Below are 22,877 nucleotides of genomic sequence, written 5' to 3' on the forward strand. Positions count from 1 at the left end.
CGGTGGGCCCCAACTGCGGCGTCACGCCCGGCTGGTGGCCTCCGACCAGTGCTTCAGCAGATCACGGGCGGCACCCGAGTCGATGGCCGCGGCGGTGCGCCGCATGGCCGCCCCGAGCTGCTCGGCGAGCGGCGCGCCGGTCTGGTCGAGCGCCACCAGCGCGGCCGCCGAGTTCAGCAGCACCGCGTCCCGCACCGGCCCGTGCTCCCCGGCCAGCAGCCGGCGCGCGACCTCCGCGTTGTACGCCGGGTCCCCGCCGCGCAGCGTCTCGATGCCGACCGGCTCGATGCCGACCTCGCGCGGGTCGAAGGAGGTCTCGGTGACCGCGCCGTCCCGGACGATCCAGACCCGCGAGGTGGTGGTGATGGTCAGCTCGTCCAGCCCGTCGTCGCCCCGGAAGACCAGCGCGCTGGCGCCGCGCTGCGCCAGCACCCCGGCGATCAGCCCGGCGAGGCGGGTGTCGAAGCAGCCGATGGCGTGCGAGGTCACCCGGGCCGGGTTGGTGAGCGGGCCGAGGATGTTGAAGGCGGTGGGCACCCCGAGCTCGCTGCGGGCCGGGCCGGCGTGCCGCATCGACGGGTGGAACCTGGCCGCGAAGCAGAAGGTCAGCCCGACCTCCTCGGCGACCTCGGCGACCCGGCGCGGCGCCAGGTCCAGGCTGATGCCCAGCTTCTCCAGCACGTCCGAGGAGCCGCTGGCCGAGGAGGCGGCCCGGTTGCCGTGCTTGACCACCTTGGCGCCGGCCGCCGCCGCGACGATCGCCGACATGGTGGAGATGTTGACGGTCTTGGCCCGGTCGCCGCCGGTGCCGACGATGTCCACCGCCGGGCCGGGGATGGAGAGCGGCTCGGCGTGCGAGTACATCGAGTCGACCAGACCCGAGATCTCGTCGACCGTCTCGCCCTTGGCCCGCAGCGCCACCATGAAGCCGGCGATCTGCACCGGGGAGGCCTCCCCGCTCATGATCCGGTCCATCGCCCACGCGGTGGCCGAGCGGTCGAGGTCCTCCCCCCTCAGCAGCGCCGACAGGATGTCGGGCCAGGTGCGGACCACCTGCGCGGGCTCGCTACCGCCGTTCGCAGGGTGCACGTTCACCATGGCTGACTCCAGCTCTCGCTCCCCGCGGACGGGGAAGGACGTAGGGACGGAGTCAGCCTATCGAGCGGCGGGGTGCCGGGGCGCGGCCGTTCACCCTTCTTCTCTCGTCCTGAGACGCGGGGGTGGGACGCCGGGGCCGGACACCGCGGCGGCTAGCTCACGGCGGGCGCCCGCTTCGCCAGCCGGGCCCGCAGCAGCGCCGCGACGGCCTCGGCCAGCGCCACCGGGTCCACCGGCTGGGAGATCGCCGCGTCCGCCCGGCTCCAGGCCGCCAGCCAGGAGTCCTGCGGCCGGCCGATCAGCACCAGCAGCGGCGGGCACCCGTAGATCTCGTCCTTCAGCTGCCGGGCGAGCCCGAGCCCGCCGGCCGGCACCGCCTCGCCGTCCAGGACGCAGAGGTCGACACCGCCCTTCTCCAGCGCCTTGAGCACCGCGGGAGTGGTCGCGCACTCCAGGTAGGACAGCTCCGGCAGGTCCTCCGCGGGCCGCCGGCCGAGAGCGGTCAGCACCTGCTCGCGGGTGGTGCGGTCGTGGCTGTAGACCAGAACGGTCAACGTCTCGTCGGTCGTGCTCGCCATGGGCCTGCTCCCTCGCGTGTGATCCGGACCACGTTCGCCTCTCCCCGGATGCTACTCCCGATCACCCGCCGCCGAGCCCTTCCCGGGAGATCCCCCTCGCGCCGGTCCGCCCGCGACTGGTCCGGGCGGAGCACGGCGCGTCACCCCCGCCCGCGCGGACCACCCGTACGGCGGACGAGTGGTCTCTCCCCTTACTACGGACGGCCCCACGGGCCCGGCCCGACACGCCGCAGAGGCCCCTCCGGAGGCCTTCGAGGAACCGTCAGAAAAGGGACACGCCGCTGCTCAGCAAGGGTGAGGACGGCCGGACGGGTGCCAGGGGGGCATACCGCACGCACCGGACACTCCGAGGGACACCCCCCGGCGTGAAGACGGAATAAGGGACCGACATAATGTCCGTCGTGGCGACAGCAACAGCAGTAGAAACCGGGCACGCGCACGGATCGGTCAACCGGCCGAACATGGTCAGCGTCGGAACGATCGTCTGGCTCAGTTCCGAGTTGATGTTCTTCGCGGCCCTCTTCGCGATGTACTTCACGCTCCGCTCCGTCAAGGGGCCGGAGTTCTGGACCGAGAAGGCGCACGCCCTCAACGTGCCCTTCTCCTCGGTCAACACCACGATCCTGGTGCTCTCCTCGCTCACCTGCCAGCTCGGCGTCTTCGCCGCCGAGCGCGGGGACGTGAAGAAGCTCCGCTCGTGGTTCATCATCACCTTCGTGATGGGCGCGATCTTCATCGGCGGCCAGATCTTCGAGTACACCGAGCTGGTCAAGAAGGACGGCCTCTCGCTGTCCTCCGACCCGTACGGCACGGTGTTCTACCTGACCACCGGCTTCCACGGTCTGCACGTGACGGGTGGTCTGATCGCCTTCCTGCTGGTCCTGGGACGGACGTACGCAGCCAAGCGCTTCACTCACGAGCAGGCCACCGCCGCGATCGTGGTGTCGTACTACTGGCACTTCGTCGACGTCGTGTGGATCGGCCTGTTCGCGACCATCTACCTGATCAAGTAACCAGCTGATCAGGTCGCTGGCCACCGGCCTCGGGTCCCGCCCTCACCGGCGACGGCCCGATTTCGCCGGTGCCGACGCTCCCACCGACCGACCGCGCGCGCAGCCCTAGACAGGCAGCCTCGTGCCGGCCAGACCGGCCGCCGGGTGCACCCACCAGTCGACCAGATCCTGACACCGGGGTTATTCCGTGAAAAAGCTCTCCGCACGACGGCGCCACCCACTGGCGGCGCTGGTCGTCCTACTTCTCGCCCTGGCGGCAACCGGGGGGCTGTACGCCGCGTTCGCGCCCGCCGACAAGGCGCAGGCCGACGTCGCCGCGCAGTCGCTCGCGATCGACGAGGGCAAGAAGCTCTTCGCCGTGGGCTGCTCCTCCTGCCACGGCCTGAACGGCCAGGGCAGCAGCGACGGTCCGAGCCTGGTCGGCGTCGGCTCCGCCGCGGTCGACTTCCAGGTGGGCACCGGCCGCATGCCGGCCCAGCAGCCCGGCGCCCAGGTGCCGCGCAAGCCGAACATCTACTCGCAGGCGGAGATCGACCAGCTCGCCGCCTTCGTCGCCTCGCTCGGCCCCGGTCCGGTGACGCCGACCGAGGAGCAGTTCACCTCGACCAACCCCGAGGACCTCTCCAAGGGCGGCGAGCTGTTCCGCACCAACTGCGCCCAGTGCCACAACTTCGCCGGCCAGGGCGGTGCCCTGACCCAGGGCAAGTACGCCCCGTCGCTGGAGGGCGTGGACGCCAAGCACATCTACGAGGCCATGCAGACCGGCCCGCAGAACATGCCGTCGTTCCCGGACAGCATCATGCCCGAGGAGCAGAAGAAGCAGATCGTGGCCTTCGTCCGCCACACCACCAACGATGAGCCCAACCCCGGCGGTCTCACGCTCGGCAGCCTCGGTCCGGTGACCGAGGGCCTGTTCGGCTGGATCTTCGGTCTCGGCGCGCTCATCGCGGTCGCGATCTGGGTCGCCGCCCACACCACCAAGGCCAAGAAGTCATGAGCCACGACATGTCAGAAGAGAAGCTCCCGGAGTCGCACGGCTCCGCCGGGCACCACGAGGTGGCCGCCCACGGCGACCCGTTCGCCGACCCCGGCCTCCCGGCCCACGAGCCGCGCCGCACCGACATCGACGAGCGGGCCGCCAAGCGCGCCGAGCGCCAGGTGTCGCTGATGTTCGTCCTGTCGATGATCGCCACCATCGGCTTCATCGCCTCGTACGTGGCCATCGACCCGGACAAGATCGTCTACATCTGGCCGCTGGGCCACGTCAGCGCGCTGAACTTCGCGCTCGGCATGACCCTGGGCCTGGCGCTGTTCCTCATCGGCGCGGGCGCGGTCCACTGGGCCCGCACCCTGATGTCGGACCACGAGATCCCGGCCGAGCGCCACCCGATCGAGGCCGACGACGAGGTCCGCGCCGACGTCATCGAGCAGTTCAAGACCGGTGCCGCGGAGTCCGGCTTCGGCCGCCGCAAGATGATCCGCAACACCCTCATCGGTTCGATGGCGCTGGTCCCGCTCTCCGGCGTGGTCCTGCTCCGCGACCTGGGCCCGCTGCCCGAGGACAAGCTGCAGCACACCGGCTGGGACGAGGCCACCGACGTCAAGCCGCTGCAGCTGATCAACATGAACACCAACCTGCCGATGAAGGCCGAGGACATCATCCAGGGGTCCCTGGTCTTCGCGATGCCCGAGGGCCTGACCACGCACTCCGAGGACTTCCAGGTTCGCATCGCCAAGGACGCCCTCATGCTGGTGCGCATCGCGCCGGAGGACATCAAGGACGAGAAGTCCAAGGAGAAGGGTTTCGAGGGCATCCTCGCCTACTCCAAGATCTGCACCCACGTCGGCTGCCCGATCAGCCTGTACGAGCAGCAGACCCACCACGCGCTCTGCCCCTGCCACCAGTCGACCTTCGACCTGGCGGACGGCGCGCGCGTCATCTTCGGCCCGGCCGGCCACCCGCTGCCGCAGCTGAGGATCACCACTGACGAGAAGGGCTTCCTGGTCGCCCACGGCGACTTCGACGAAGCCGTCGGCCCGAGCTTCTGGGAGCGTGCTCGATGAGCAGTGCGAGCAGCACCACCTCCGGCGCCGCCAAGCCCGCCAGCACGCGTGCCAAGCCCGCGAACAAGTGGGAACAGGCCGCGGACTGGACGGACGGCCGGCTGGGGATCTACTCCCTCGCCAAGGCCAACCTGCGCAAGATCTTCCCGGACCACTGGTCCTTCATGCTGGGCGAGATCTGCCTCTACACCTTCATCATCATCATCCTGACCGGCGTCTACCTGACGCTGTTCTTCAAGCCCTCGATGGGCGAGGTCATCTACGACGGCTCGTACGTGCCGCTCAAGGGCCTCCCGATGTCCGAGGCCTACGCCTCGACGGTCGACATCAGCTTCGAGGTGCGCGGCGGTCTGCTGGTCCGCCAGATCCACCACTGGGCCGCCCTGGTCTTCGTCGCGGCGATGCTCGTGCACATGCTGCGCGTCTTCTTCACCGGCGCGTTCCGCAAGCCGCGCGAGATCAACTGGGTCTTCGGCTTCCTGCTGCTGGTCCTGGGCATGTTCGACGGCTTCTTCGGCTACTCGCTGCCGGACGACCTGCTCTCCGGTACCGGTATCCGGTTCATGGAAGGCGCGATCCTCGCCGTCCCGCTGGTGGGCACCTACGTCCAGATGTTCCTGTTCGGCGGCGAGTTCCCCGGCCACGACATCGTGCCGCGGTTCTTCACCATCCACGTGCTGCTGATCCCGGGCATCATGCTCGGCCTGCTGGTGGCGCACCTGATCCTGGTCTTCTACCACAAGCACACCCAGTGGGCGGGCCCGGGCAAGACCGAGAAGAACGTCGTCGGCATGCCGCTGATGCCGGTCTACATGGCCAAGGCCGGTGGCTTCTTCTTCCTGGTGTTCGGCCTCATCGCCGTCATCTCGGCGATCGCCACGATCAACCCGATCTGGTCGGTCGGCCCGTACCGCGCGGACCAGGTCTCCACGGACGCCCAGCCCGACTGGTACATGGGCTTCTCCGAGGGTCTGATCCGCGTCATGCCGGGCTGGGAGATCGGCCTGTGGGGCCACACCCTGAACCTGGGTGTCATGGTTCCGCTGGCGATCTTCCCGCTGGTCCTGGTCTCGATCGCGGTCTACCCGTTCATCGAAGGCTGGATCACCGGCGACAAGCGCGAGCACCACATCCTGGACCGCCCGCGCAACGCCCCGGTCCGCACCGCCCTGGGTGCCGCCTGGATCAGCCTCTACCTGCTCCTGCTGGTGGCCGGCGGCAACGACCTGTTCGCCACCCACCTGCACCTGTCGATCAACTCGGTCACCTACTTCGTCCGCGTCGGCTTCTTCGTCGTCCCGGTCGTGACCTTCATCGTCACCAAGCGCTGGTGCCTCGGCCTCCAGCGCCGCGACAAGGAGAAGGTGCTGCACGGCCGCGAGACCGGCGTCATCAAGCGCCTGCCGCACGGCGAGTTCATCGAGGTGCACGCCCAGCTGCCGCAGAAGGACCTGCACAAGCTCACCGCGCACGAGCAGCCGCAGCCGTTCGAGCTGCCGGCCGAGACGGACGAGAACGGCGTGGCCCGCAAGGCCGGCGTCCTCACCCGGACCCGGGCGAAGCTCTCCCGCGGCTTCTACGGCGAGGGCAGCCAGATCCCCAAGCCGACCTCCGAGGAGCACCACGAGATCACCAGCGGCCACGGCCACCACTGATCCCGTACGCGCCCCCCGCGTCGCACCCGAGGGCCGCTGACCAGAGTTCATCTGGTCGGCGGCCCTCGGGCTTTGCCGTACCCGCTTCCCCCGTCCGCAGCGAACCGTCAGGAGCGCACCGTGCAGCTGTCCGTCGACCCGGCCTCCGCCACTCCCCCGTACGAGCAGATCCGCGCCCAGATCGCCGAGCAGGCCCGCAGCGGCGAGCTGGCCACCGGGCTGCGGCTGCCCACCGTCCGCGCGCTGGCCGAACGGCTCGGGCTGGCCGCCGGGACGGTCGCCCGCGCCTACCGGGAGCTGGAGGCGGACGGGGTGGTGGAGACGCACGGCCGGCGCGGCACCCTGATCGCCGCGGTCGGCGACTCCGCGCACCGGCTGGTCGCCGCGGCCGCCGCCGAGTACGCCGAGCGGGCCCGCCGGCTCGGCGTCCCGCCGGCGGACGCCCTGGCGGCCGTGGACGGCGCGCTGCGGGTGGCGTACCGGGACGGCTCCGCGGCGGGCTGAGCGGGCCGCTCAGAGCTGCGGGGCGATCATCCCGGTGGCAGGCGCCCGGGTGGCCGGGGCGGTCGTGTCGACGGGGGCGCCGAGGGCGCTGTGCCCGATCCAGTCGCTCCAGGCGATGTTCCAGTCGCCGAAGCCGTTGCCGAACGGCTCCATGGACTTGCCGCGGCTGTTCACCACCGTCACCAGGTCCCCCACCCGGGTGTTCTGGTAGAACCAGCGGGCGTTCTCGGTGCTCATCCCGGTACAGCCGTGGCTGACGTTCTCCACGCCCTGGGAGCCCACCGACCAGGGCGCGGCGTGCACGTACTCGCCGCTCCAGGTGACCCGGGTGGCCCACTCGACGTCGAGGTCGTAGGCCTCCTGGCTGCCGGCCGCTATGCCGATCGTCTCGCCGCTCATCCGGACCTTGCGCTCCTGGCCCAGCACCACCTTGACGCCGTTGCGGGTGTCGAAGCCGGGCTTGCCGGTGGTCACCGGCATCGTGCGGACCACCTGGCCGTCGCGCTTGAGGGTCAGCTCGTGCGCGGCCGCGTCCACCACCGTCTCGACGCGCTGGCCGATCCGCAGGGCCAGGGCGGCCCGGTCGCCGCCGTACAGGCCGTCGGAGATCCGGCTGCCGGTGGCCTCGAAGGCCAGGCTGACGGTGGTGCCGTTGGGCCAGTACTCCTGGGGGCGGAAGTGCAGGTTCTTGTCGTCCACCCAGTACCAGCCGCCGGCGACGGCGGGCTGCGAGGTGACCGTCAGCGCGCGCTCCACCTCCTGGCGGGCCTGCGGGTCCTTGACGGCCTCGGAGAGCTGGACGGTGAGCGGCTGGCCCACCCCGTAGACGCCGCTGCCGGAGGAGTCCGGGCCGAGCTTGGCGGTCAGCAGGTGCTGGGCGGCCAGGGTGGAGAAGCCGGCGGTCGTCTCGCCGCGGCCGCCACGGCCGTCGTCGGCGGCGATCCGCACGGTGTAGGCCGTGGCGGCCTTGAGCCGGCCGGTGGTCTGCCAGCTGAGCTGGTCGTCCGAGAGCCTTCCGGCGACCACCCGGCCGTCCGGGCCGACCACGGTGACGTCGGTCAGCCGGCTGCCGGGCTCGGCGGTCACCGTGAGCGGCTGGGACGGGTCCGCCTGCTCGGTGGCGGACAGGTGCACCAGCTCGGCGGCGTCGACCCTGCGGACCGCCCCGGCGCCCTCCTCGCCGCCGGAGGTGCAGCCCGCCAGCGGGACCAGTACGACGAGGGCCAGCGTGATGCCGCCGAGACCCGCGATTCCGCGCCTGTCGGCCATGACCGCCTCCCGGGGTTTCGCACGATTGGTCAGATCGTAGGAACCGCGTCCGGCGGAGCGACAACCGAACGGGGCGGGGTTGGGCCGGCAGGGTGAGGCCGTCACTCCGGGGACGCAACAGGGCCGGGCATCCCGTGCGGGATGCCCGGCCCTGTGCGAGGGAGCCAGTGCCTACTGGTTCTGGTTCTCGCCCCGGTAGAACTCGAAGACCCAGCCGAACAGGCCGATCAGGATGATCGGGAGCGACCAGAACATCAGCCACCAGCCGAAGATCACACCGAGGAAGGCGAGCGCGCCGCCGACCGCGAGCGAGAGCGGCTGCCAGCTGTGCGGGGCGAAGAAGCCCAGCTCGCCGGAGTCGTCCGCGACCTCGGCCTCGGGGTTGTCACCCGCGCCGCTGTCCACCCGGCGGGCGGTGAAGGCGAGGTAGTACCCGATGAACGCGCAGAGCGCGAAGGCGAGGAACAGCGCGGTGGTACCGGCGGCCTCGATGCCGTGCTCGGAGCTGTTGGTCCACAGGCCGTAGGTGATCGCCATGGCCAGCACGAAGACCGAGAGGCCCAGGAAGATCTTTCCCTGTTCCTTCATCAGGCGTCGCCCTCCTTCTTGCCCTTGCCCAGCTGCGGGGCGTCGTACTTCGCGGGCGTCACGCCGGCGAGGTGCTTGGCCGGCTCACCGTGGTTCTCCAGGTAGTCCAGCGCGGCGATCTCCGGGTAGTGGAGGTCGAAGGCCGGGGATTCGGAGCGGATCCGGGGCAGGGTGAGGAAGTTGTGGCGCGGCGGCGGGCAGGAGGTCGCCCACTCCAGCGAGCGGCCGTAGCCCCACGGGTCGTCGACCTCGATCTTCTCGCCGTACTTGGCGGTCTTCCAGACGTTGTAGAGGAACGGCAGGATCGACAGGCCGAGCAGGAACGAGCCGATGGTCGAGACGGTGTTCAGGGTGGTGAAACCGTCGGCGGCCAGGTAGTCGGCGTAGCGGCGGGGCATGCCCTCCGCGCCGAGCCAGTGCTGCACCAGGAAGGTGGTGTGGAAGCCGAAGAACAGCGTCCAGAAGGTGATCTTGCCGAGGCGCTCGTCCAGCATCTTGCCGGTCATCTTCGGCCACCAGAAGTGGAAGCCGGCGAACATGGCGAAGACGACGGTGCCGAAGACCACGTAGTGGAAGTGGGCGACGACGAAGTACGAGTCCGAGACGTGGAAGTCGATCGGCGGGGAGGCCAGCAGGACACCGGTCAGACCACCGAAGAGGAAGGTCACCAGGAAGCCGACGGTCCACAGCATCGGGGTCTCGAAGCTGAGCGAGCCCTTCCACATGGTGCCGACCCAGTTGAAGAACTTCACACCGGTCGGGACGGCGATGAGGAAGGTCATGAAGGAGAAGAACGGCAGCAGCACCTGGCCGGTGACGTACATGTGGTGGGCCCACACCGTCACGGACAGACCGGCGATCGCGATGGTGGCCGCGATCAGGCCGGAGTAGCCGAACATCGGCTTGCGGCTGAAGACCGGGATGATCTCCGACACGATGCCGAAGAACGGCAGCGCGATGATGTACACCTCGGGATGGCCGAAGAACCAGAACAGGTGCTGCCAGAGCAGCGCCCCGCCGTTGGCCGGGTCGAAGACGTGCGCCCCGAACTTGCGGTCCGCCTCCAGGGCGAACAGCGCGGCGGCCAGGACCGGGAAGGCCAGCAGGATCAGCACCGCGGTCAGCAGGACGTTCCAGGTGAAGATCGACATCCGGAACATCGTCAGGCCGGGGGCCCGCATGCAGATGATCGTGGTGATGAAGTTGACCGCACCGAGGATGGTGCCGAAGCCGGAGAAGGCCAGACCCATGATCCACATGTCGGCGCCGATGCCCGGCGAGCGGACCGCGTCCGACAGCGGCGCGTAGGCGAACCAGCCGAAGTCGGCGGCGCCCTGCGGGGTGAGGAAGCCGGCGACGGCGATCAGCGAGCCGAACAGGTACAGCCAGTAGGCGAACATGTTCAGACGCGGGAACGCGACGTCCGGCGCGCCGATCTGCAGCGGCATGATCCAGTTCGCGAAGCCGGCGAACAGCGGCGTCGCGAACATCAGCAGCATGACCGTGCCGTGCATCGTGAACGCCTGGTTGAACTGCTCGTTCGACAGGATCTGGGTCCCGGGACGAGCCAGCTCGGCACGCATGACCAGCGCGAGGATGCCGCCGATCAGGAAGAACGCGAACGACGTCGCCAGGTACAGCGTGCCGATCGTCTTGTGGTCAGTGGTGGTCAGCCACTTGATGATGGTGGAACCCGGCTTCCGGGTCCGCTGCGCCCCGACCGTGACGGCCCCGGCGCCCCCGCCGGCCGCGGCGGGCTCGTTGAGGATGGTCACTTCTCTTCACTTCCCATGGTCGTGATGCCGGAGGGCACCGCGCCGGTCTGACCCTTGGCCCGCAGGTCCTTCAGGTGCTGGTCGTACTCGGCACGGTCGACGACCTTCACGTTGAACAGCATGCGCGAGTGGTCGACGCCGCAGAGCTCGGCGCACTTGCCCATGTACTCACCCTTGACGGTCGGGGTGACCTCGAACTTGTTGACCACACCCGGCACGACGTCCATCTTCATCATGAAGTTGATGGGCCAGAAGTCGTGGATCACGTCACGAGAGGTGAGGCGGAACTGCACCGTCTCGTCGACCGGCAGGTACAGGGTCGGCGGCTCGCCGGGGGTACCCACCTCGTACGCGGCCTCCTGGTTGGCCGGGTCCGGGTTCTCGGTGTTCTCGTAGTTGAACGCCCAGCTCCACTGGAAGCCCACCACGTTGACGGTGTGCTGCGGCTTCTCGGAGACGGCGATCAGCTTCGACTCGTCGCGGGCGACGAAGTAGAAGAGGACCGACACGATGATGATCGGGACCGCGGTGTAGAGCGCCTCGATGGGCACGTTGTACCGGGTCTGCGGGGGGACCTGCACACCGGTGCGGCTGCGCCGGTGGAAGATCACGCTCCAGATGATCAGACCCCACATCAGTACGCCGACCACCAGCGCCGCGATCCAGGAGCCCTGCCACATGTGGAGGACCATCGGCCCTTCCTTGGTGACGGGGCTCGGGAGGCCAAGCCTGGGGAGGTCGTTGGCCGAGCAGCCGGTGGCGGTCGCGATGACGAGGCCCAGTGCCAGCGCCTGAGGCAGCTTCCGCCGCATCGTGCGCCGCGGCGAGCGGTCGGAGCCGTTGGGACTCACGTAGCGCCTTCCCGAAGTCTCGCCCGCCTTCGCGTCGCCCCGGGGAGGCTTCCCCTCCTCGGCGACCCGTCCACGGGCACGGTTTGAATGCTTATGCGGGCCAAACCCTACTCCAGCCTTATGCGCTGCTGACGGGCAGGTCCCGGTAACGCGCCGCCCGAGCACCCGATCAGGCCCGGCAGGGGCTGCGCCGCAGGTCATCCTAGGCATTCGGGGTCCGTACGCCCGATCGGGGGATGACCTCGGACAACGTGTGTGACGCCCCGTCGGACGCGGACGATCCGGACATTCGGGGTGATCGACTGACGGCCGGTGAGCCGCCGCCGGAGCCCGGAATGCACCCGGGAGTGTCGTTAAATGTGACCGTGTACTTCGATGTGGCCTCCACCGCACCGCTCCACCCCGTCGCCCGGCAGGCGCTGACCGCCGCCCTCGACGAGGGGTGGGCCGACCCCGCCCGGCTCTACCGCTCCGGACGGCAGGCCCGGATGCTGCTCGACGCGGCCCGGGAGACCGTGGCCGAGGTGCTCGGCTGCCGGGCCGACGAGATCTCCTTCACCGCCAGCGGCACCCAGGCCGTCCAGCTCGGGATGCTGGGCGCGCTGCACGGCAACCGGCGGCGCGGCCGGCACCTGGTGCACTCCGCCGTCGAGCACTCCAGCGTGCTGCACACCGCGGAGCGATGGGGGTCCCCCCGGCCGGAGGCCGGTGGAGGGGGCGCGAGCGGCGAGGTCACCGCCGTGCCGGTGGACCGGCACGGCCGGGTCGACCCGGCGGTGTTCGCGGCGGCGCTGCGGCCGGACACCGCGCTCGCCGTGCTGCAGTCCGCCAACCACGAGGTGGGCACGGTGCAGCCGGTCGCCGAGACGGCCGCGCACTGCAGGGAGGTGCCGCTGCTGGTGGACGCGGCGCAGAGCGCCGGGCGGGTGGACGTGCCGGCCGGCTGGTCGCTGCTGGCCGCCAGCGCGCACAAGTGGGGCGGGCCGGCCGGGGTCGGGGTGCTCGCGGTACGCAAGGGTGTGCGGTACGCCTCGCCGCTGCCCGCCGACGAGCGCGAGGGCGGCCGGGTGCCCGGGTACGTCAACGTCCCGGCGATCGTCGCGGCGGCGGCCTCGCTGCGGGCGGTGCGGGCCGAGGCGGAGCGGGAGAACGCCCGGCTGCACGAGCTGGTCGAGCGGATCCGGGCCCGGGTGCCGCGGCTGGTGCCCGAGGTCGAGGTGGTCGGCGACCCGGTGCGGCGGCTGCCGCACCTCGTCACCTTCTCCTGCCTCTACGTGGACGGCGAGGTGCTGCTGGGCGAGCTGGACCGGGCCGGGTTCGCCGTCTCCTCCGGCTCCTCGTGCACCTCCTCCACGCTGACCCCGAGCCATGTGCTGGCCGCGATGGGCGTGCTCACCGAGGGCAACGTCCGGGTCTCGCTGCCGTTCGGCGCCGCCGAGGCGGACGTCGAGCGGTTCCTGACCGTCCTGCCGGAGGTGGTGGCCGGTGTCCGCGCCCCGCTGGGGCTGGACCTGGCGCTGCCGCCGGCCGCCGGGGAGGGCCTCCCCGCGAGCGGGGAGGCCGCTGCCACGCTCGTCCTGGACGCCCTCGGCAAGCGGTGCCCGCTGCCGGTGATCGAGCTGGCCAGGCGGATCGGCGAGGTGCCGGTGGGCGGGACGGTCGCGGTGCTGGCCGACGACGAGGCGGCCCGGCTGGACGTGCCGGCCTGGTGCGGGATGCGCGGCCAGGAGTACCTGGGCGAGGCCCCGGCCGCCGAGTACGGCGGCGACCGGGGTTCGGCCTATCTGGTGCGGCGGGTCAGTTGACCAGGTGCGCGCGGACCTCGGCGCCGGCCTCGTCGCCGTAGGCGGCGACGAAGCGCTTCAGGAAGTCGTGCGGGCGCAGCTCGTACTCCTGGGTGCCGACGGTCTCGATCACCAGGGTGGCGAGCATGCAGCCCAGCTGGGCGGAGCGCTCCAGCTCCAGGCCCCAGGAGAGGCCGGCCAGGAAGCCGGCGCGGAAGGCGTCGCCGACACCGGTCGGGTCCACCTTGGCGGTCTCGGGGGCGCAGCCGACCAGCACCGGGGACTCGCCCTTGCGGTCGATCCGGACGCCCTTGCTGCCCAGCGTGGTGATCCGGGTGCCGACCCGGGTGAGGATCTCCTCGGAGTCCCAGCCGGTCTTGGACTCGATCAGCGCGGCCTCGTACTCGTTGGTGAAGAGGTACGCGGCGCCGTCGACGATCTGGCGGATGTCGTGGCCGTCGAGGCGGGCCAGCTGCTGGGACGGGTCCGCGGCGAAGGCGTAGCCGCGGGTCCGGCACTCCTGGGTGTGGCGGACCATCGCCTGCGGGTCGTCGGCGCCGATCAGCACCAGGTCGAGGCCGCCGACGCGGTCGGCGATCGGCTCCAGCTCGATGTTGCGGGCCTCGGCCATGGCACCGGTGTAGAACGAGGCGATCTGGTTGTGGTCCTCGTCCGTGGTGCACATGAAGCGCGCGGTGTGCCGGGTCTCGGAGATGTGGACCGAGCGGCAGTCCACGTTGTTGCGCTCCAGCCAGCTGCGGTACTCCGCGAAGTCCGCGCCGGCCGCGCCGACCAGGATCGGGCGCAGGCCCAGCACGCCCATGCCGAAGGCGATGTTCGGCGCGACGCCGCCGCGGCGGATGTCGAGGGTGTCGACCAGGAAGGACAGCGACACGGTGTGCAGCTGCTCGGCGACCAGCTGGTCGGCGAACCGGCCGGGGAAGGTCATCAGGTGGTCGGTCGCGATCGAGCCGGCGACGGCGATACGCACGGGGTCTCCTCTGGATGGCGGCGGGGCCATGGGACAACGGGTGGAACCCACCCACGGTACCCGGCGGGGGCGGGGCCCCAGCAAGACAGCGGGGCGCCGTCCCCCGTCCGCCGACACCCGTCGGCCCCGAAGGTGTACTACCAAGGGGTAGCTCTGGTGGGCTCCGGTGCGCCCGGCCTAGGGTCGCAGGAAGGGGCCTTTCCGGCCCCGCCCAGGCCCGTGGCGCCGCTGCCACGGCACCGGTGGATCGGAGTGATGGCCGATGATGCCCAGTCACCACCCTCTGCGGGTTCCGCCCGCCCCGCTCGGCGACGCGGACGGCGAGTCGTTGGACGCGCTGGTGGACACCTCGCGCCGGCTGCGGCGGTTCTGGCCGCTGCTGGCGACCGGCCAGCCGGACATCGCGCCGGTGAGGTCCGGGTTCCGCGTCCCCTCCGGGGCGCAGCGGCTGGTCGCGGCGATGCCCGAGTACGGCCCCTGAGGCGGAGCTCCCCGCACCGGGCCCGGGGGTGCGGCGGGTGGACGGGAACCGGAATCGTCCGGCGCACGTCACATCCGCGCGGTGCGGCCGGCACGGCGCGCCGCTGAGCCCTCGGGAGGATGTGCAGATGGATCTGGAGACCATGCCCCGGCGTTCCGGCCGGGTGCGCGCGACGGCCCTGGCCGGCCTGGCGCTGGCGGCGGTGGCCGTCCTGGCCGGGTGCGACGGCGGGACGAAGGCGGGTTCGGACTCGGCGCCGGCCAGCGCGGCGGCCACGCCCGAGCCGGCCGCGACATCCGCCCCGGCCGACCCGGCCGTCCCGGTTCCGGTGACCACCCCGCCGCCGTCCGACCCCTCGGCCACCGCGCCGGACCCGCGGCCGGCCAGTCCGGGCCCGGCCACCGGCGCCCCGCGCCCGGCCCTGACCCCGACCCCGGCGCCCACTCCCCCGGGTGCGGACGGCAACGGCATCGCGGTGGGCGAGCCACCGCCGAACGGGTCCGGGAACGGCTCGCCGGTGCACCCGGCGATGACCTACCGGGTGGACGGCAAGCGGCTGACGGTCTGGTTCTACGGCGGGGTCTGCGAGCGGTACGCGCTCAAGGCGGACGAGTCCAAGCCGGGCCGGGTGGACGTCCGGGTGACGACGGCCCCGGTGCCCGCGGGGCAGGACTGCATTGCAGTGGCCAAGCGGCAGACGGTCGCGGCCGACCTGAAACAGCCGTTGCAGGGCCGGACGGTGACCGACCTGGCGACCGGGCAGGAGGTGCCGCTGGAGGCGGACCCGAAGGTCGGCCCGGACCCGGCGGCCCCGGACATCCCGGGCGCCCCGTGACGGCCTGACCGGCGCCCGGACACGACGAAGGCGGCCCCGGGGATCCGGGGCCGCCTCCGCGTCAGGCCGTTAGCTGAACGAGTCGCCGCAGGCGCAGGAGCCGGTGGCGTTCGGGTTGTCGATCGTGAAGCCCTGCTTCTCGATGGTGTCGACGAAGTCGACGGTGGCGCCGCCCAGGTACGGGGCGCTCATCCGGTCGGTGACGACCTTGACGCCGTCGAAGTCCTTGACCACGTCGCCGTCGAGCGAGCGCTCGTCGAAGAACAGCTGGTAACGCAGGCCGGAGCAGCCGCCGGGCTGGACGGCGACCCGCAGCGCGAGGTCGTCCCGGCCTTCCTGCTCCAGCAGGGCCTTGACCTTGCCCGCGGCGGCATCGGTGAGGAGGATGCCACTCTCGACAGTGGTCTCGTCCTGGACGGTCATCTGCTTTCTCCCGGTCTTGACGACGGTCTACCGCCAGTACCAACCGACGGCCGCCCGGTTTCATTTCCCGGACGGCGTGTTGTTCTCGGAGGCCTCGCGGTGGCGCGTTTCGGTGGGCCGGGCGTGCACCCGCTCCCTCTACGCTCCCCATGCTCGCACACCGGCGGACCCCGGTCACCGCCCGAGCGCACCGATCGGAGTGAACGGGCCACGCGGCGGCGCCCCGGCGGCCAGGATGGTGGGCATGATCCTGCGCCCGGTCCAGGACACCGCCGCCGACGCGGAGGCCGTCCAGCACCTCGCCCGCGCCGCCTCCGGCTCCCCGGCCGCCGCGGACCGGCCGCCGGTCCACCAGCGGGCCCGGACGAGACACCTGGCGCGCACCGATCCGCAGGGCTGCTGGCTGGCCGAGCAGGACGGCGAGCCGGTCGGCGCGGTGCTCTCGCTGCGCCGCGAGGGAGTCTGGGTGCTGGCGCTGCTGGCGGTGGCCCCGCGGGCGCAGGGCAAGGGTCTGGGCCGGCTGCTGCTGGAGCGGGCCGCCGCGTACGGGCGCGGCTGCCTGCGCGGGATGCTGCGCGCGCCGTCCTCCCCGGCGGCCGTGCGCCGCTTCCGGCTCGCCGGGTTCACGCTGCACCCGGCGATGCGGCTGACCGGGCGGGTGGACCGGGCCGGGCTGGTCGATCCCGGGGACATCCCGGTGCACCCGGGCAACGCCACCCAGCTCCACCTGCTGGACTCGGTGGACCGGCGGCTGCGCGGCTCGGCGCACGGGCCGGACCACGAGCTGCTGCTGGCGCACTGCGAGGAGCTGCTGGTCGCGGACGCGCTGGCGGGCACCGGCTACTGCTACCGGGACGGCGGTGAGGTGCGGCTGCTGGCGGCCACCTCGAAGCGGATCGCCACCCGGCTGCTGCGCGAGGCGCTGGCCCGGGTGCCGGAGGGCGTCGAGGCCCGGGTGGCGTACCTGACCGCGGAGCAGGAGTGGGCGCTGGACGTCGGCCTGGAGGTGGGGCTGACCGTGGAGAGCGGGGGCTTCGTGGGCCTGCGCGGGATGCGCCCCCCGGCGCCGTACGTGCCGGATCCGGCGCTGCTGTGAGAACGGCGGACCCCCGCCGGGCCGGGGCCGGGCGGGGGTCCGTCGGTGCGCGCGTCAGGTCGCGGTCACGCCATGGTGTCGAGGATCTCCCGGACCATCTCCATGGTGGTGCCCGGGTGCAGGAAGGCGAAGCGGGCGACCGTCTCGCCGTCCCAGCCGGTGGGGGTGACGAAGCCGATCTGGTCCGCGAGCAGCTGCTGCGACCAGCGGTAGTAGTCGTCGTTGGTCCAGCCCTTGCGCTTGAAGCAGACCGCGGAGAGCTGCGGGTCGAACAGCAGCTCCAGGTGGTCGGTGTCGCGGATCAGCTGCGCGGTCTCCCGGGCGAGCGTGAGGCCGGCCTCGATGGCGTCGGTGTAGGCCTGGACGCCGTGCACGGCGAGCGAGAACCAGAGCGGCAGGCCGCGGGCGCGCCGGGTCAGGTGGTAGGCGTAGTCGGTGGGGTTCCACTCGTCGCCCTCGGTGTGCAGGACGTCCAGGTAGGAGGCGTCCTGGGTGTGCACGGCGCGGGCGAGCTGGGGGTTGCGGTAGATCAGCGCGGCGCAGTCGAACGGCGCGAAGAGCCACTTGTGCGGGTCGACGACGAAGGAGTCGGCGTGCTCGATGCCGTTGTAGCGCTCCCGGACGGAGGGGGCGAAGAGGCCCGCGCCGCCGTAGGCGCCGTCCACGTGGAACCAGAGCCCGCGCTCGCGGGCGACCTCGGACAGGCCCTGGAGGTCGTCGACGATGCCCTCGTTGGTGGTGCCGGCGGTGCCGACGACGGCGATCACCGTCTCCGGGTTCGGGTCGGCGGCCAGCGCCGCGCGCAGCGCCTCGCCGGTGAAGCGCCGGTCGACGGTCGGCACCTTGAACGCCTCGACGCCGATGATGTTGAAGGTGTTCTTGACCGAGGAGTGCACCTGGTCGGCGACGGCTACCCGCAGCCGGACCTCCGGCCCACTGGGCCGGCCCTCCTCGGCGAGGCGGCGGCGGGCGGTGTCGCGGGCGACCACCAGCGCGGAGAGGTTGCCGGCCGAACCGCCGGAGACGAAGGTGCCGCCGGCCGAGGCGGGCAGGCCCGCGCGGTCCGCTATCAGGCGCAGCACCTGGTTCTCGGCGGCGATCGCGCCGGCCGCCTCCAGCCAGGAGATGCCCTGGAGGGAGGCGCAGGAGACGACCATGTCGAAGAGCAGCGCGGCCTTGGTCGGGGCGCACGGGATGAAGGACAGGTAGCGCGGGCTGTCGGCGGAGATCACCGCGCGGGAGAGCTCGTGGTCGTAGAGCTTGAGCACGTCGGCCGGGTTGTTGCCGTCCTGGTTGAGCAGGCCGGACAGCTGGGCGCGCAGGTGCTCGCCGTCGCCGGGGTGGTCGAGCGGGACGGGGTCGTACTGCAGCCGATCGCGCATGTAGTCGAAAACCAGGTCGACCAGGTCGCTGTCGGGCCGGTGCATGCGGTCGGGGGCTGCGGACACGGGGGTCCCTCTCGGCTGTGGGGTGTCGGGGAGGGTCCGGGGCGCGGGGGTCGCCACCGCACGGCCGGACGTGATCAGCGTAGGCAGCGACGGGCCCGCTCCGCGCGTCGGAACGCGGCTGGTCAGGCAGGATTCGGGCGTCTTCGGCGGGCCGCGCGCAGGAATCCTGCGCGGGCCCCCGAGGAGGTCAGCCGATGAGCTGGGAGAGGACCACGGAGGAGCGGCTGCGCTGGACGCCGGGCTCGCGGCGGATCCGCTCGATGACCGCCTCCAGGTGCCGCATGTCGGCGGCCCGCAGGTGGACCAGCGCGTCCGGGTCGCCGGTGACCGTCCAGGCGGCGATCACCTCGGGGAACTGGCGCAGGCTGGCGAGGATCTCCTCGGGGGCGGTCCGCTCGCGGCAGTAGACCTCGACGAAGGCCTCGGTCTGCCAGCCGAGCACCGAGGGGTCGAGCACCACGGTGAAGCCGCGGACCACCCCGCGGGCCCGCAGCCGGTCGATCCGGCGGCGGACGGCGGTGGCGGAGAGGTTCACCTGGAGGCCGATCTCCGCGTAGGAGGCACGGCCGTCCCCCGCCAGCCGGGCGAGGAGGAGGCGGTCGGTCTCGTCCAGGGAGGCCCCGACCGTCTCGTGCGCTCGGCTGCTGCTCATCGGTGCGGGGCTCCACGGGTCGTGCGGCGTCGGGAACGGCGGCGGACGGCGGCGGCCCGCCGAAACGGTTCGGCAACCATTCTGGCGGATGTCAGGAGTGAGTCCACCGCTGGCGGATGACGCAGGCGGGATGTCCGCGCGTCCGCCGGCGGTCGCTCCGCGGTCGGTGCGCGGCCGGTGCGCGGTCAGTCCACCAGCAGGACGATCTTGCCCCGGGTGCGGCCCTCCGCGCTGAGCGCCTGCGCCGAGGCGGCCTGGGCGAGCGGGAAGGTGGAGGCGACGGTCACCGTCAGCCGCCCGTCGTCGGCGAGCGCGGCCAGTTCGGCCAGTCCGGCGGCGTCCGGGCGGACCCAGACGTAGCGGCCGCCGCGCGCCCTGACCCCGAAGTCGGCGACCGAGGCGATCCGCGCCGGATCGGCGACCAGCCCGGCCGAGACCTCGACGGCGTCGCCGCCGACCAGGTCCACCGCGGCGTCCACGCCCCGCGGGGCGAGCGCCCGGACCCGGTCGGCCAGTCCCTCGCCGTGCCGGACCGGCTCGGCGCCCAGGGAGCGCAGGTAGTCGTGGTTGCGCTCGCCGGCGGTGCCGATCACCCGGGCGCCGAAGGCCCTGGCGAGCTGGACGGCCAGGTGGCCGACCCCGCCGGCGGCGGCGTGCACCAGGACGGTGTCCCCCGCGCCGGCGCCCACCGCGCGCAGCGTCTGGAGGGCGGTGAGCCCGGCCAGCGGCAGTCCGCCGGCCTGGGCCCAGTCCAGCGCGGCCGGCTTGCGGGCCAGGGTGCGGACCGGTGCGGCGACCAGCTCGGCGTAGGTGCCGTGCTCGACCGCGTCCTTGCGGACGTAGCCGTACACCTCGTCGCCGGGGGCGAACTCGGTGACCCCGCCGCCCACCGCGCGGACCACCCCCGCCGCGTCCCAGCCCATCACCAGCGGGAAGTGCGCGTCGAGCAGGCCGTCCAGCCGCCCCTCCCGCACCTTCCAGTCGACCGGGTTCACCCCGGCCGCCCTGACCTGCACCAGGACCGAGTCCGGGCCGACCTTCGGGTCGGGCAGGTCGGTGTACTCGACCACGTCGGGGCCGCCGTAGCGGTGGATCGCGATTGCCTTCATGCCACCAGCGAAACCCGGACCGGCCGGGATCTCGATTCGGCCACGCCGCGGGCGCGCGGGAAGGCTCCGAACCGGCGAGCGGTTCTCGTCACATCGACAGGATGGCCATCGTCACTCTGACGCTAACCGGTTATCATAGATTGCGTCAGATAGACGAAAAGGCTGCACCGCTCGTTCGGCCGCACAGAAGGGCGCCCGCCCGTGACCACCACCATCACCGAGACCTACGGCGTCGACCCCACCCCGACGCCGCTCGCTCTGCTGCTGCTCGGCCGCGAGGCCGACCCGAACAGCGAGCGCGGCGTCGAGTGCCCCGGCGACCTCCCCCCGGCCTCCGACCCGGACCTCGTCGAGCGCGCCCGGGCGGCCAAGGCCGCACTCGGCGACCGCGTCTTCATCCTGGGCCACCACTACCAGCGCGACGAGGTGATCGAGTTCGCCGACGTCACCGGCGACTCCTTCAAGCTCGCCCGCGACGCGGCGGCCCGCCCGGAGGCCGAGTACATCGTCTTCTGCGGTGTGCACTTCATGGCCGAGTCGGCCGACATCCTCACCGGCGACGCCCAGCGGGTCGTGCTGCCGGACCTCGCGGCCGGCTGTTCGATGGCCGACATGGCCACCGCCGAGCAGGTCGCCGAGTGCTGGGACGTGCTGACCGACGCCGGTATAGCCGACGTCACCGTCCCGGTGTCGTACATGAACTCCTCCGCCGACATCAAGGCCTTCACCGGCCGGCACGGCGGCACCATCTGCACCTCCTCCAACGCCCAGCGGGCGCTGGAGTGGGCGTTCGAGCAGGGCGAGAAGGTGCTCTTCCTGCCCGACCAGCACCTCGGGCGCAACACCGCGGTGCGGGACATGGGCTTCTCGCTGGACGACTGCGTCGTCTACAACCCGCACCGGCCGAACGGCGGCCTGACCGCCGAGCAGCTGCGGGACGCGAAGATGATCCTCTGGCGCGGCCACTGCTCGGTGCACGGCCGGTTCACCCTGGACTCGGTGAACGACGTGCGCGAGCGGATCCCCGGCGTGACCGTCCTGGTGCACCCGGAGTGCCGGCACGAGGTCGTCGCGGCCGCCGACATGGTGGGCTCGACCGAGTACATCATCAAGGCGCTGGACGCCGCCGAGCCCGGCTCGAAGTGGGCCATCGGCACCGAGCTGAACCTGGTCCGCCGGCTCGCCAAGGCGCACCCGGACAAGGAGATCGTCTTCCTCGACCGGGCGGTCTGCTTCTGCTCCACCATGAACCGGATCGACCTGCCGCACCTGGTCTGGGCGCTGGAGTCGCTGGTCGAGGGCCGGGTGCCGAACGTGATCACCGTCGACCCGGAGACCGAGAAGTACGCCAAGGCGGCGCTGGACCGGATGCTGGCCCTGCCGTAGCGGTCCCCGCCGCGCGGGGCGCGGCACGGACGAAGGGCGGGCCCCCTCCCGGTGGGAGGGGGCCCGCCCCGGTGTCTGGCCGAGACGGCGGCTACTCGGGAACGCCCGGGATGAGGCCGTCCCCCTCGGCCCGCAGCAGCTCGCGGACGTCGTCGATGGTGGCCTCGGCGTCCGGCAGGATCAGGTCGGACGGCTCCAGGGAGTCGACCGGCAGCGGCGTGCCGAACGTCTTCACGGCCCCCAGCAGCTCGCCGAGCGCGCGGCGGAAGTGTTCCTCGTCCCCCGAATCCAGTGCGGTGAGGAGCTCCTCGTCGAGCTCGTTGAGCCGGTTGAGGTGGGACTCGCCCACCTCGAACTGCCCCTCACCCATGACCCTCATGATCATGCCGTGCGTCTCCCTGTTCCTCGGGATGTCCCGGAAGTGCTCCGGGGCGGAGCTCAGATCACTTGTTGTAGTTGATCCTCGGGGTGTCCTGCTGCTGCGGCGGCGCGGTGTCCTGCGAACGGCCCTGCTCGATCGCCTGCGGGCCGGAGGCCGGGGAGCCGCCGGTCAGCTCGGCCTTCATCCGGGCCAGCTCCAGCTCGACGTCGGAGCCGCCGGCCACCCGCTCCAGCTCGGCCTCGATGTCGTCCTTGCGGCCGAGACCGCTGGCGTCGTCGAGCGCGCCGGAGGCCAGCAGCTCGTCGATCGCGCCGGCCCGGGCCTGCATCTGGGCGGTCTTGTCCTCGGCCCGCTGGATCGCGAGGCCGACGTCGCCCATCTCCTCCGAGATTCCGGAGAAGGACTCGGCGATCCGGGTCTGCGCCTGGGCCGCGGTGTAGGTGGCCTTGATGGTCTCCTTCTTGGTGCGGAAGGCGTCCACCTTGGCCTGCAGGCGCTGGGAGGCGAGCGTGAGCTTCTCCTCCTCGGCCTGGAGCTGCTGGTACTGCACCTGCAGGTCGTTGATCTGGGACTGCATGTTCGCCTTGCGGGTCAGGGCCTCGCGGGCGAGGTCCTCCCGGCCGAGCGAGAGCGCCTTGCGCCCCTGGTCCTCGTACTTCGACGACTGCTGCTGCAGCTGGGTCAGCTGGAGCTCCAGGCGCTTGCGCGAGGTGGCCACGTCCGCGACGCCGCGACGCACCTTCTGCAGCAGCTCCAACTGCTTCTGGTACGAATAATCCAGCGTCTCGCGCGGGTCTTCCGCCCGGTCCAGGGCCTTGTTCGCCTTGGAGCGGAAGATCAGCCCCATACGCTTCATGATTCCGTCGCTCATGGGCCTGGGTGCCCCCTTCTCCGG

23 protein-coding genes are annotated in these 22,877 nt (G+C 71.8%); 10 read left to right on the forward strand and 13 right to left on the reverse strand.

The genetic code is table 11. The annotated features are described in order from the left end of the window. Positions 1 to 21: 21 nt before the first annotated feature. On the reverse strand, positions 22 to 1,098 hold the full coding sequence (gene trpD / locus ACFC0B_RS09290; protein WP_376084143.1) for an anthranilate phosphoribosyltransferase: 1,077 nt from the start codon (positions 1,096 to 1,098) through the stop codon (positions 22 to 24). A gap of 152 nt (positions 1,099 to 1,250) precedes the next feature. Next, positions 1,251 to 1,676, reverse strand: coding sequence for a hypothetical protein (locus ACFC0B_RS09295; protein ID WP_376084144.1), 426 nt, complete (start codon positions 1,674 to 1,676; stop codon positions 1,251 to 1,253). Between the two features lie 392 nt (positions 1,677 to 2,068). Between ACFC0B_RS09295 and ACFC0B_RS09300 the strand changes: the two genes are divergently transcribed. The 5 genes from ACFC0B_RS09300 to ACFC0B_RS09320 all read left to right on the forward strand — a co-directional run bounded on the left by ACFC0B_RS09300 (position 2,069) and on the right by ACFC0B_RS09320 (position 6,912). Continuing rightward, positions 2,069 to 2,689: a heme-copper oxidase subunit III gene (locus ACFC0B_RS09300; RefSeq protein ID WP_350566761.1), complete on the forward strand. Its 621-nt coding sequence runs from the start codon at positions 2,069 to 2,071 to the stop codon at positions 2,687 to 2,689. A 187-nt stretch (positions 2,690 to 2,876) separates the two neighbouring features. Continuing rightward, positions 2,877 to 3,686 (forward strand): c-type cytochrome, encoded by an 810-nt coding sequence (locus tag ACFC0B_RS09305; protein ID WP_376084146.1) that lies wholly within the window; start codon positions 2,877 to 2,879, stop codon positions 3,684 to 3,686. Positions 3,687 to 3,694: 8 nt separating this feature from the next. Beyond that, entirely contained in the window at positions 3,695 to 4,753 is a 1,059-nt protein-coding gene (locus ACFC0B_RS09310) for a Rieske 2Fe-2S domain-containing protein (protein WP_376084148.1), read from the forward strand. Next, on the forward strand, positions 4,750 to 6,408 hold the full coding sequence (locus tag ACFC0B_RS09315) for a cytochrome bc complex cytochrome b subunit (protein ID WP_376084150.1): 1,659 nt from the start codon (positions 4,750 to 4,752) through the stop codon (positions 6,406 to 6,408). Before ACFC0B_RS09310 ends, ACFC0B_RS09315 begins: the two co-directional genes overlap by 4 nt. A gap of 120 nt (positions 6,409 to 6,528) precedes the next feature. Further along, complete coding sequence (locus tag ACFC0B_RS09320; RefSeq protein ID WP_376084152.1) at positions 6,529 to 6,912, forward strand: GntR family transcriptional regulator; 384 nt, start codon at positions 6,529 to 6,531, stop codon at positions 6,910 to 6,912. A 9-nt stretch (positions 6,913 to 6,921) separates the two neighbouring features. On the opposite strand, the gene ACFC0B_RS09325 is transcribed toward ACFC0B_RS09320, so the two are convergent. From ACFC0B_RS09325 to coxB, 4 genes are all read right to left on the reverse strand, one after another. Next, positions 6,922 to 8,181, reverse strand: a complete 1,260-nt coding sequence (locus ACFC0B_RS09325; protein ID WP_376084154.1) for an Ig-like domain-containing protein — start codon at positions 8,179 to 8,181, stop codon at positions 6,922 to 6,924. Between the two features lie 171 nt (positions 8,182 to 8,352). Next, complete coding sequence (locus ACFC0B_RS09330) at positions 8,353 to 8,769, reverse strand: cytochrome c oxidase subunit 4 (protein WP_350566773.1); 417 nt, start codon at positions 8,767 to 8,769, stop codon at positions 8,353 to 8,355. Beyond that, positions 8,769 to 10,544, reverse strand: coding sequence for a cytochrome c oxidase subunit I (gene ctaD, locus ACFC0B_RS09335; RefSeq protein ID WP_376084156.1), 1,776 nt, complete (start codon positions 10,542 to 10,544; stop codon positions 8,769 to 8,771). Before ctaD ends, ACFC0B_RS09330 begins: the two co-directional genes overlap by 1 nt. Then, positions 10,541 to 11,395 carry a cytochrome c oxidase subunit II gene (gene coxB, locus ACFC0B_RS09340; protein ID WP_376084157.1) on the reverse strand — a complete coding sequence of 285 codons (855 nt, stop codon included), beginning with the start codon at positions 11,393 to 11,395 and terminating at the stop codon, positions 10,541 to 10,543. Before coxB ends, ctaD begins: the two co-directional genes overlap by 4 nt. Before the next feature lie 335 nt (positions 11,396 to 11,730). Between coxB and ACFC0B_RS09345 the strand changes: the two genes are divergently transcribed. After that, positions 11,731 to 13,200: a cysteine desulfurase/sulfurtransferase TusA family protein gene (locus tag ACFC0B_RS09345; protein ID WP_376084159.1), complete on the forward strand. Its 1,470-nt coding sequence runs from the start codon at positions 11,731 to 11,733 to the stop codon at positions 13,198 to 13,200. Here ACFC0B_RS09345 and ACFC0B_RS09350 read toward each other — a convergent pair. After that, positions 13,193 to 14,170 (reverse strand): carbohydrate kinase family protein, encoded by a 978-nt coding sequence (locus ACFC0B_RS09350; protein WP_376084161.1) that lies wholly within the window; start codon positions 14,168 to 14,170, stop codon positions 13,193 to 13,195. The genes ACFC0B_RS09345 and ACFC0B_RS09350 overlap by 8 nt on opposite strands. Before the next feature lie 265 nt (positions 14,171 to 14,435). On the opposite strand from ACFC0B_RS09350, the gene ACFC0B_RS09355 reads away from it, so the two are divergent. Both ACFC0B_RS09355 and ACFC0B_RS09360 read left to right on the forward strand, forming a co-directional pair. Then, positions 14,436 to 14,651: a hypothetical protein gene (locus ACFC0B_RS09355; RefSeq protein ID WP_376084162.1), complete on the forward strand. Its 216-nt coding sequence runs from the start codon at positions 14,436 to 14,438 to the stop codon at positions 14,649 to 14,651. 127 nt (positions 14,652 to 14,778) lie between these two features. Next, positions 14,779 to 15,486 (forward strand): hypothetical protein, encoded by a 708-nt coding sequence (locus ACFC0B_RS09360; protein WP_376084164.1) that lies wholly within the window; start codon positions 14,779 to 14,781, stop codon positions 15,484 to 15,486. A gap of 69 nt (positions 15,487 to 15,555) precedes the next feature. Here ACFC0B_RS09360 and erpA read toward each other — a convergent pair whose 3' ends face one another. After that, complete coding sequence (erpA, locus tag ACFC0B_RS09365) at positions 15,556 to 15,909, reverse strand: iron-sulfur cluster insertion protein ErpA (RefSeq protein WP_376084166.1); 354 nt, start codon at positions 15,907 to 15,909, stop codon at positions 15,556 to 15,558. A 244-nt stretch (positions 15,910 to 16,153) separates the two neighbouring features. Here erpA and ACFC0B_RS09370 point away from each other — a divergent pair, with 244 nt between their 5' ends. Continuing rightward, positions 16,154 to 17,005 carry a GNAT family N-acetyltransferase gene (locus tag ACFC0B_RS09370; protein WP_376084168.1) on the forward strand — a complete coding sequence of 284 codons (852 nt, stop codon included), beginning with the start codon at positions 16,154 to 16,156 and terminating at the stop codon, positions 17,003 to 17,005. 65 nt (positions 17,006 to 17,070) lie between these two features. On the opposite strand, the gene ACFC0B_RS09375 is transcribed toward ACFC0B_RS09370, so the two are convergent. From ACFC0B_RS09375 to ACFC0B_RS09385, 3 genes are all read right to left on the reverse strand, one after another. Continuing rightward, positions 17,071 to 18,453 carry a pyridoxal phosphate-dependent decarboxylase family protein gene (locus ACFC0B_RS09375; protein ID WP_376084170.1) on the reverse strand — a complete coding sequence of 461 codons (1,383 nt, stop codon included), beginning with the start codon at positions 18,451 to 18,453 and terminating at the stop codon, positions 17,071 to 17,073. Between the two features lie 187 nt (positions 18,454 to 18,640). After that, the gene (locus ACFC0B_RS09380; RefSeq protein WP_350566788.1) at positions 18,641 to 19,105 is read right to left on the reverse strand and encodes an Lrp/AsnC family transcriptional regulator; all 465 of its coding nucleotides are present in this window, start codon (positions 19,103 to 19,105) and stop codon (positions 18,641 to 18,643) included. A 185-nt stretch (positions 19,106 to 19,290) separates the two neighbouring features. Then, on the reverse strand, positions 19,291 to 20,214 hold the full coding sequence (locus tag ACFC0B_RS09385) for an NADP-dependent oxidoreductase (protein ID WP_376084172.1): 924 nt from the start codon (positions 20,212 to 20,214) through the stop codon (positions 19,291 to 19,293). Positions 20,215 to 20,415: 201 nt separating this feature from the next. Between ACFC0B_RS09385 and nadA the strand changes: the two genes are divergently transcribed. Beyond that, complete coding sequence (nadA, locus tag ACFC0B_RS09390) at positions 20,416 to 21,600, forward strand: quinolinate synthase NadA (RefSeq protein ID WP_376084174.1); 1,185 nt, start codon at positions 20,416 to 20,418, stop codon at positions 21,598 to 21,600. Between the two features lie 91 nt (positions 21,601 to 21,691). Here nadA and ACFC0B_RS09395 read toward each other — a convergent pair whose 3' ends face one another. Beyond that, positions 21,692 to 21,985, reverse strand: a complete 294-nt coding sequence (locus tag ACFC0B_RS09395; RefSeq protein WP_376084176.1) for a hypothetical protein — start codon at positions 21,983 to 21,985, stop codon at positions 21,692 to 21,694. A 58-nt stretch (positions 21,986 to 22,043) separates the two neighbouring features. Beyond that, positions 22,044 to 22,853 carry a PspA/IM30 family protein gene (locus tag ACFC0B_RS09400; protein WP_376084177.1) on the reverse strand — a complete coding sequence of 270 codons (810 nt, stop codon included), beginning with the start codon at positions 22,851 to 22,853 and terminating at the stop codon, positions 22,044 to 22,046. Between the last annotated feature and the right edge of the window lie 24 nt (positions 22,854 to 22,877).

Origin of the sequence: Kitasatospora sp. NPDC056184, from assembly GCF_042268405.1 — a bacterium.
GTDB lineage: Bacteria > Actinomycetota > Actinomycetes > Streptomycetales > Streptomycetaceae > Kitasatospora.

Coding starts and splice junctions, on each gene's coding strand:
- ACFC0B_RS09380 (WP_350566788.1), bottom strand. CDS start 19,105: ATGAGCAGCAGCCGAGCGCACGAGACGGTCGGGGCCTCCCTGGACGAG.
- erpA (WP_376084166.1), bottom strand. CDS start 15,909: ATGACCGTCCAGGACGAGACCACTGTCGAGAGTGGCATCCTCCTCACC.
- ACFC0B_RS09325 (WP_376084154.1), bottom strand. CDS start 8,181: ATGGCCGACAGGCGCGGAATCGCGGGTCTCGGCGGCATCACGCTGGCC.
- ACFC0B_RS09345 (WP_376084159.1), top strand. CDS start 11,731: ATGCACCCGGGAGTGTCGTTAAATGTGACCGTGTACTTCGATGTGGCC.
- ACFC0B_RS09400 (WP_376084177.1), bottom strand. CDS start 22,853: ATGAGCGACGGAATCATGAAGCGTATGGGGCTGATCTTCCGCTCCAAG.
- ACFC0B_RS09360 (WP_376084164.1), top strand. CDS start 14,779: ATGGATCTGGAGACCATGCCCCGGCGTTCCGGCCGGGTGCGCGCGACG.
- ACFC0B_RS09295 (WP_376084144.1), bottom strand. CDS start 1,676: ATGGCGAGCACGACCGACGAGACGTTGACCGTTCTGGTCTACAGCCAC.
- ACFC0B_RS09395 (WP_376084176.1), bottom strand. CDS start 21,985: ATGATCATGAGGGTCATGGGTGAGGGGCAGTTCGAGGTGGGCGAGTCC.
- ACFC0B_RS09355 (WP_376084162.1), top strand. CDS start 14,436: ATGCCCAGTCACCACCCTCTGCGGGTTCCGCCCGCCCCGCTCGGCGAC.
- ACFC0B_RS09370 (WP_376084168.1), top strand. CDS start 16,154: ATGATCCTGCGCCCGGTCCAGGACACCGCCGCCGACGCGGAGGCCGTC.
- ACFC0B_RS09330 (WP_350566773.1), bottom strand. CDS start 8,769: ATGAAGGAACAGGGAAAGATCTTCCTGGGCCTCTCGGTCTTCGTGCTG.
- ACFC0B_RS09310 (WP_376084148.1), top strand. CDS start 3,695: ATGTCAGAAGAGAAGCTCCCGGAGTCGCACGGCTCCGCCGGGCACCAC.
- ACFC0B_RS09315 (WP_376084150.1), top strand. CDS start 4,750: ATGAGCAGTGCGAGCAGCACCACCTCCGGCGCCGCCAAGCCCGCCAGC.
- trpD (WP_376084143.1), bottom strand. CDS start 1,098: ATGGTGAACGTGCACCCTGCGAACGGCGGTAGCGAGCCCGCGCAGGTG.
- ACFC0B_RS09385 (WP_376084172.1), bottom strand. CDS start 20,214: ATGAAGGCAATCGCGATCCACCGCTACGGCGGCCCCGACGTGGTCGAG.
- ACFC0B_RS09300 (WP_350566761.1), top strand. CDS start 2,069: ATGTCCGTCGTGGCGACAGCAACAGCAGTAGAAACCGGGCACGCGCAC.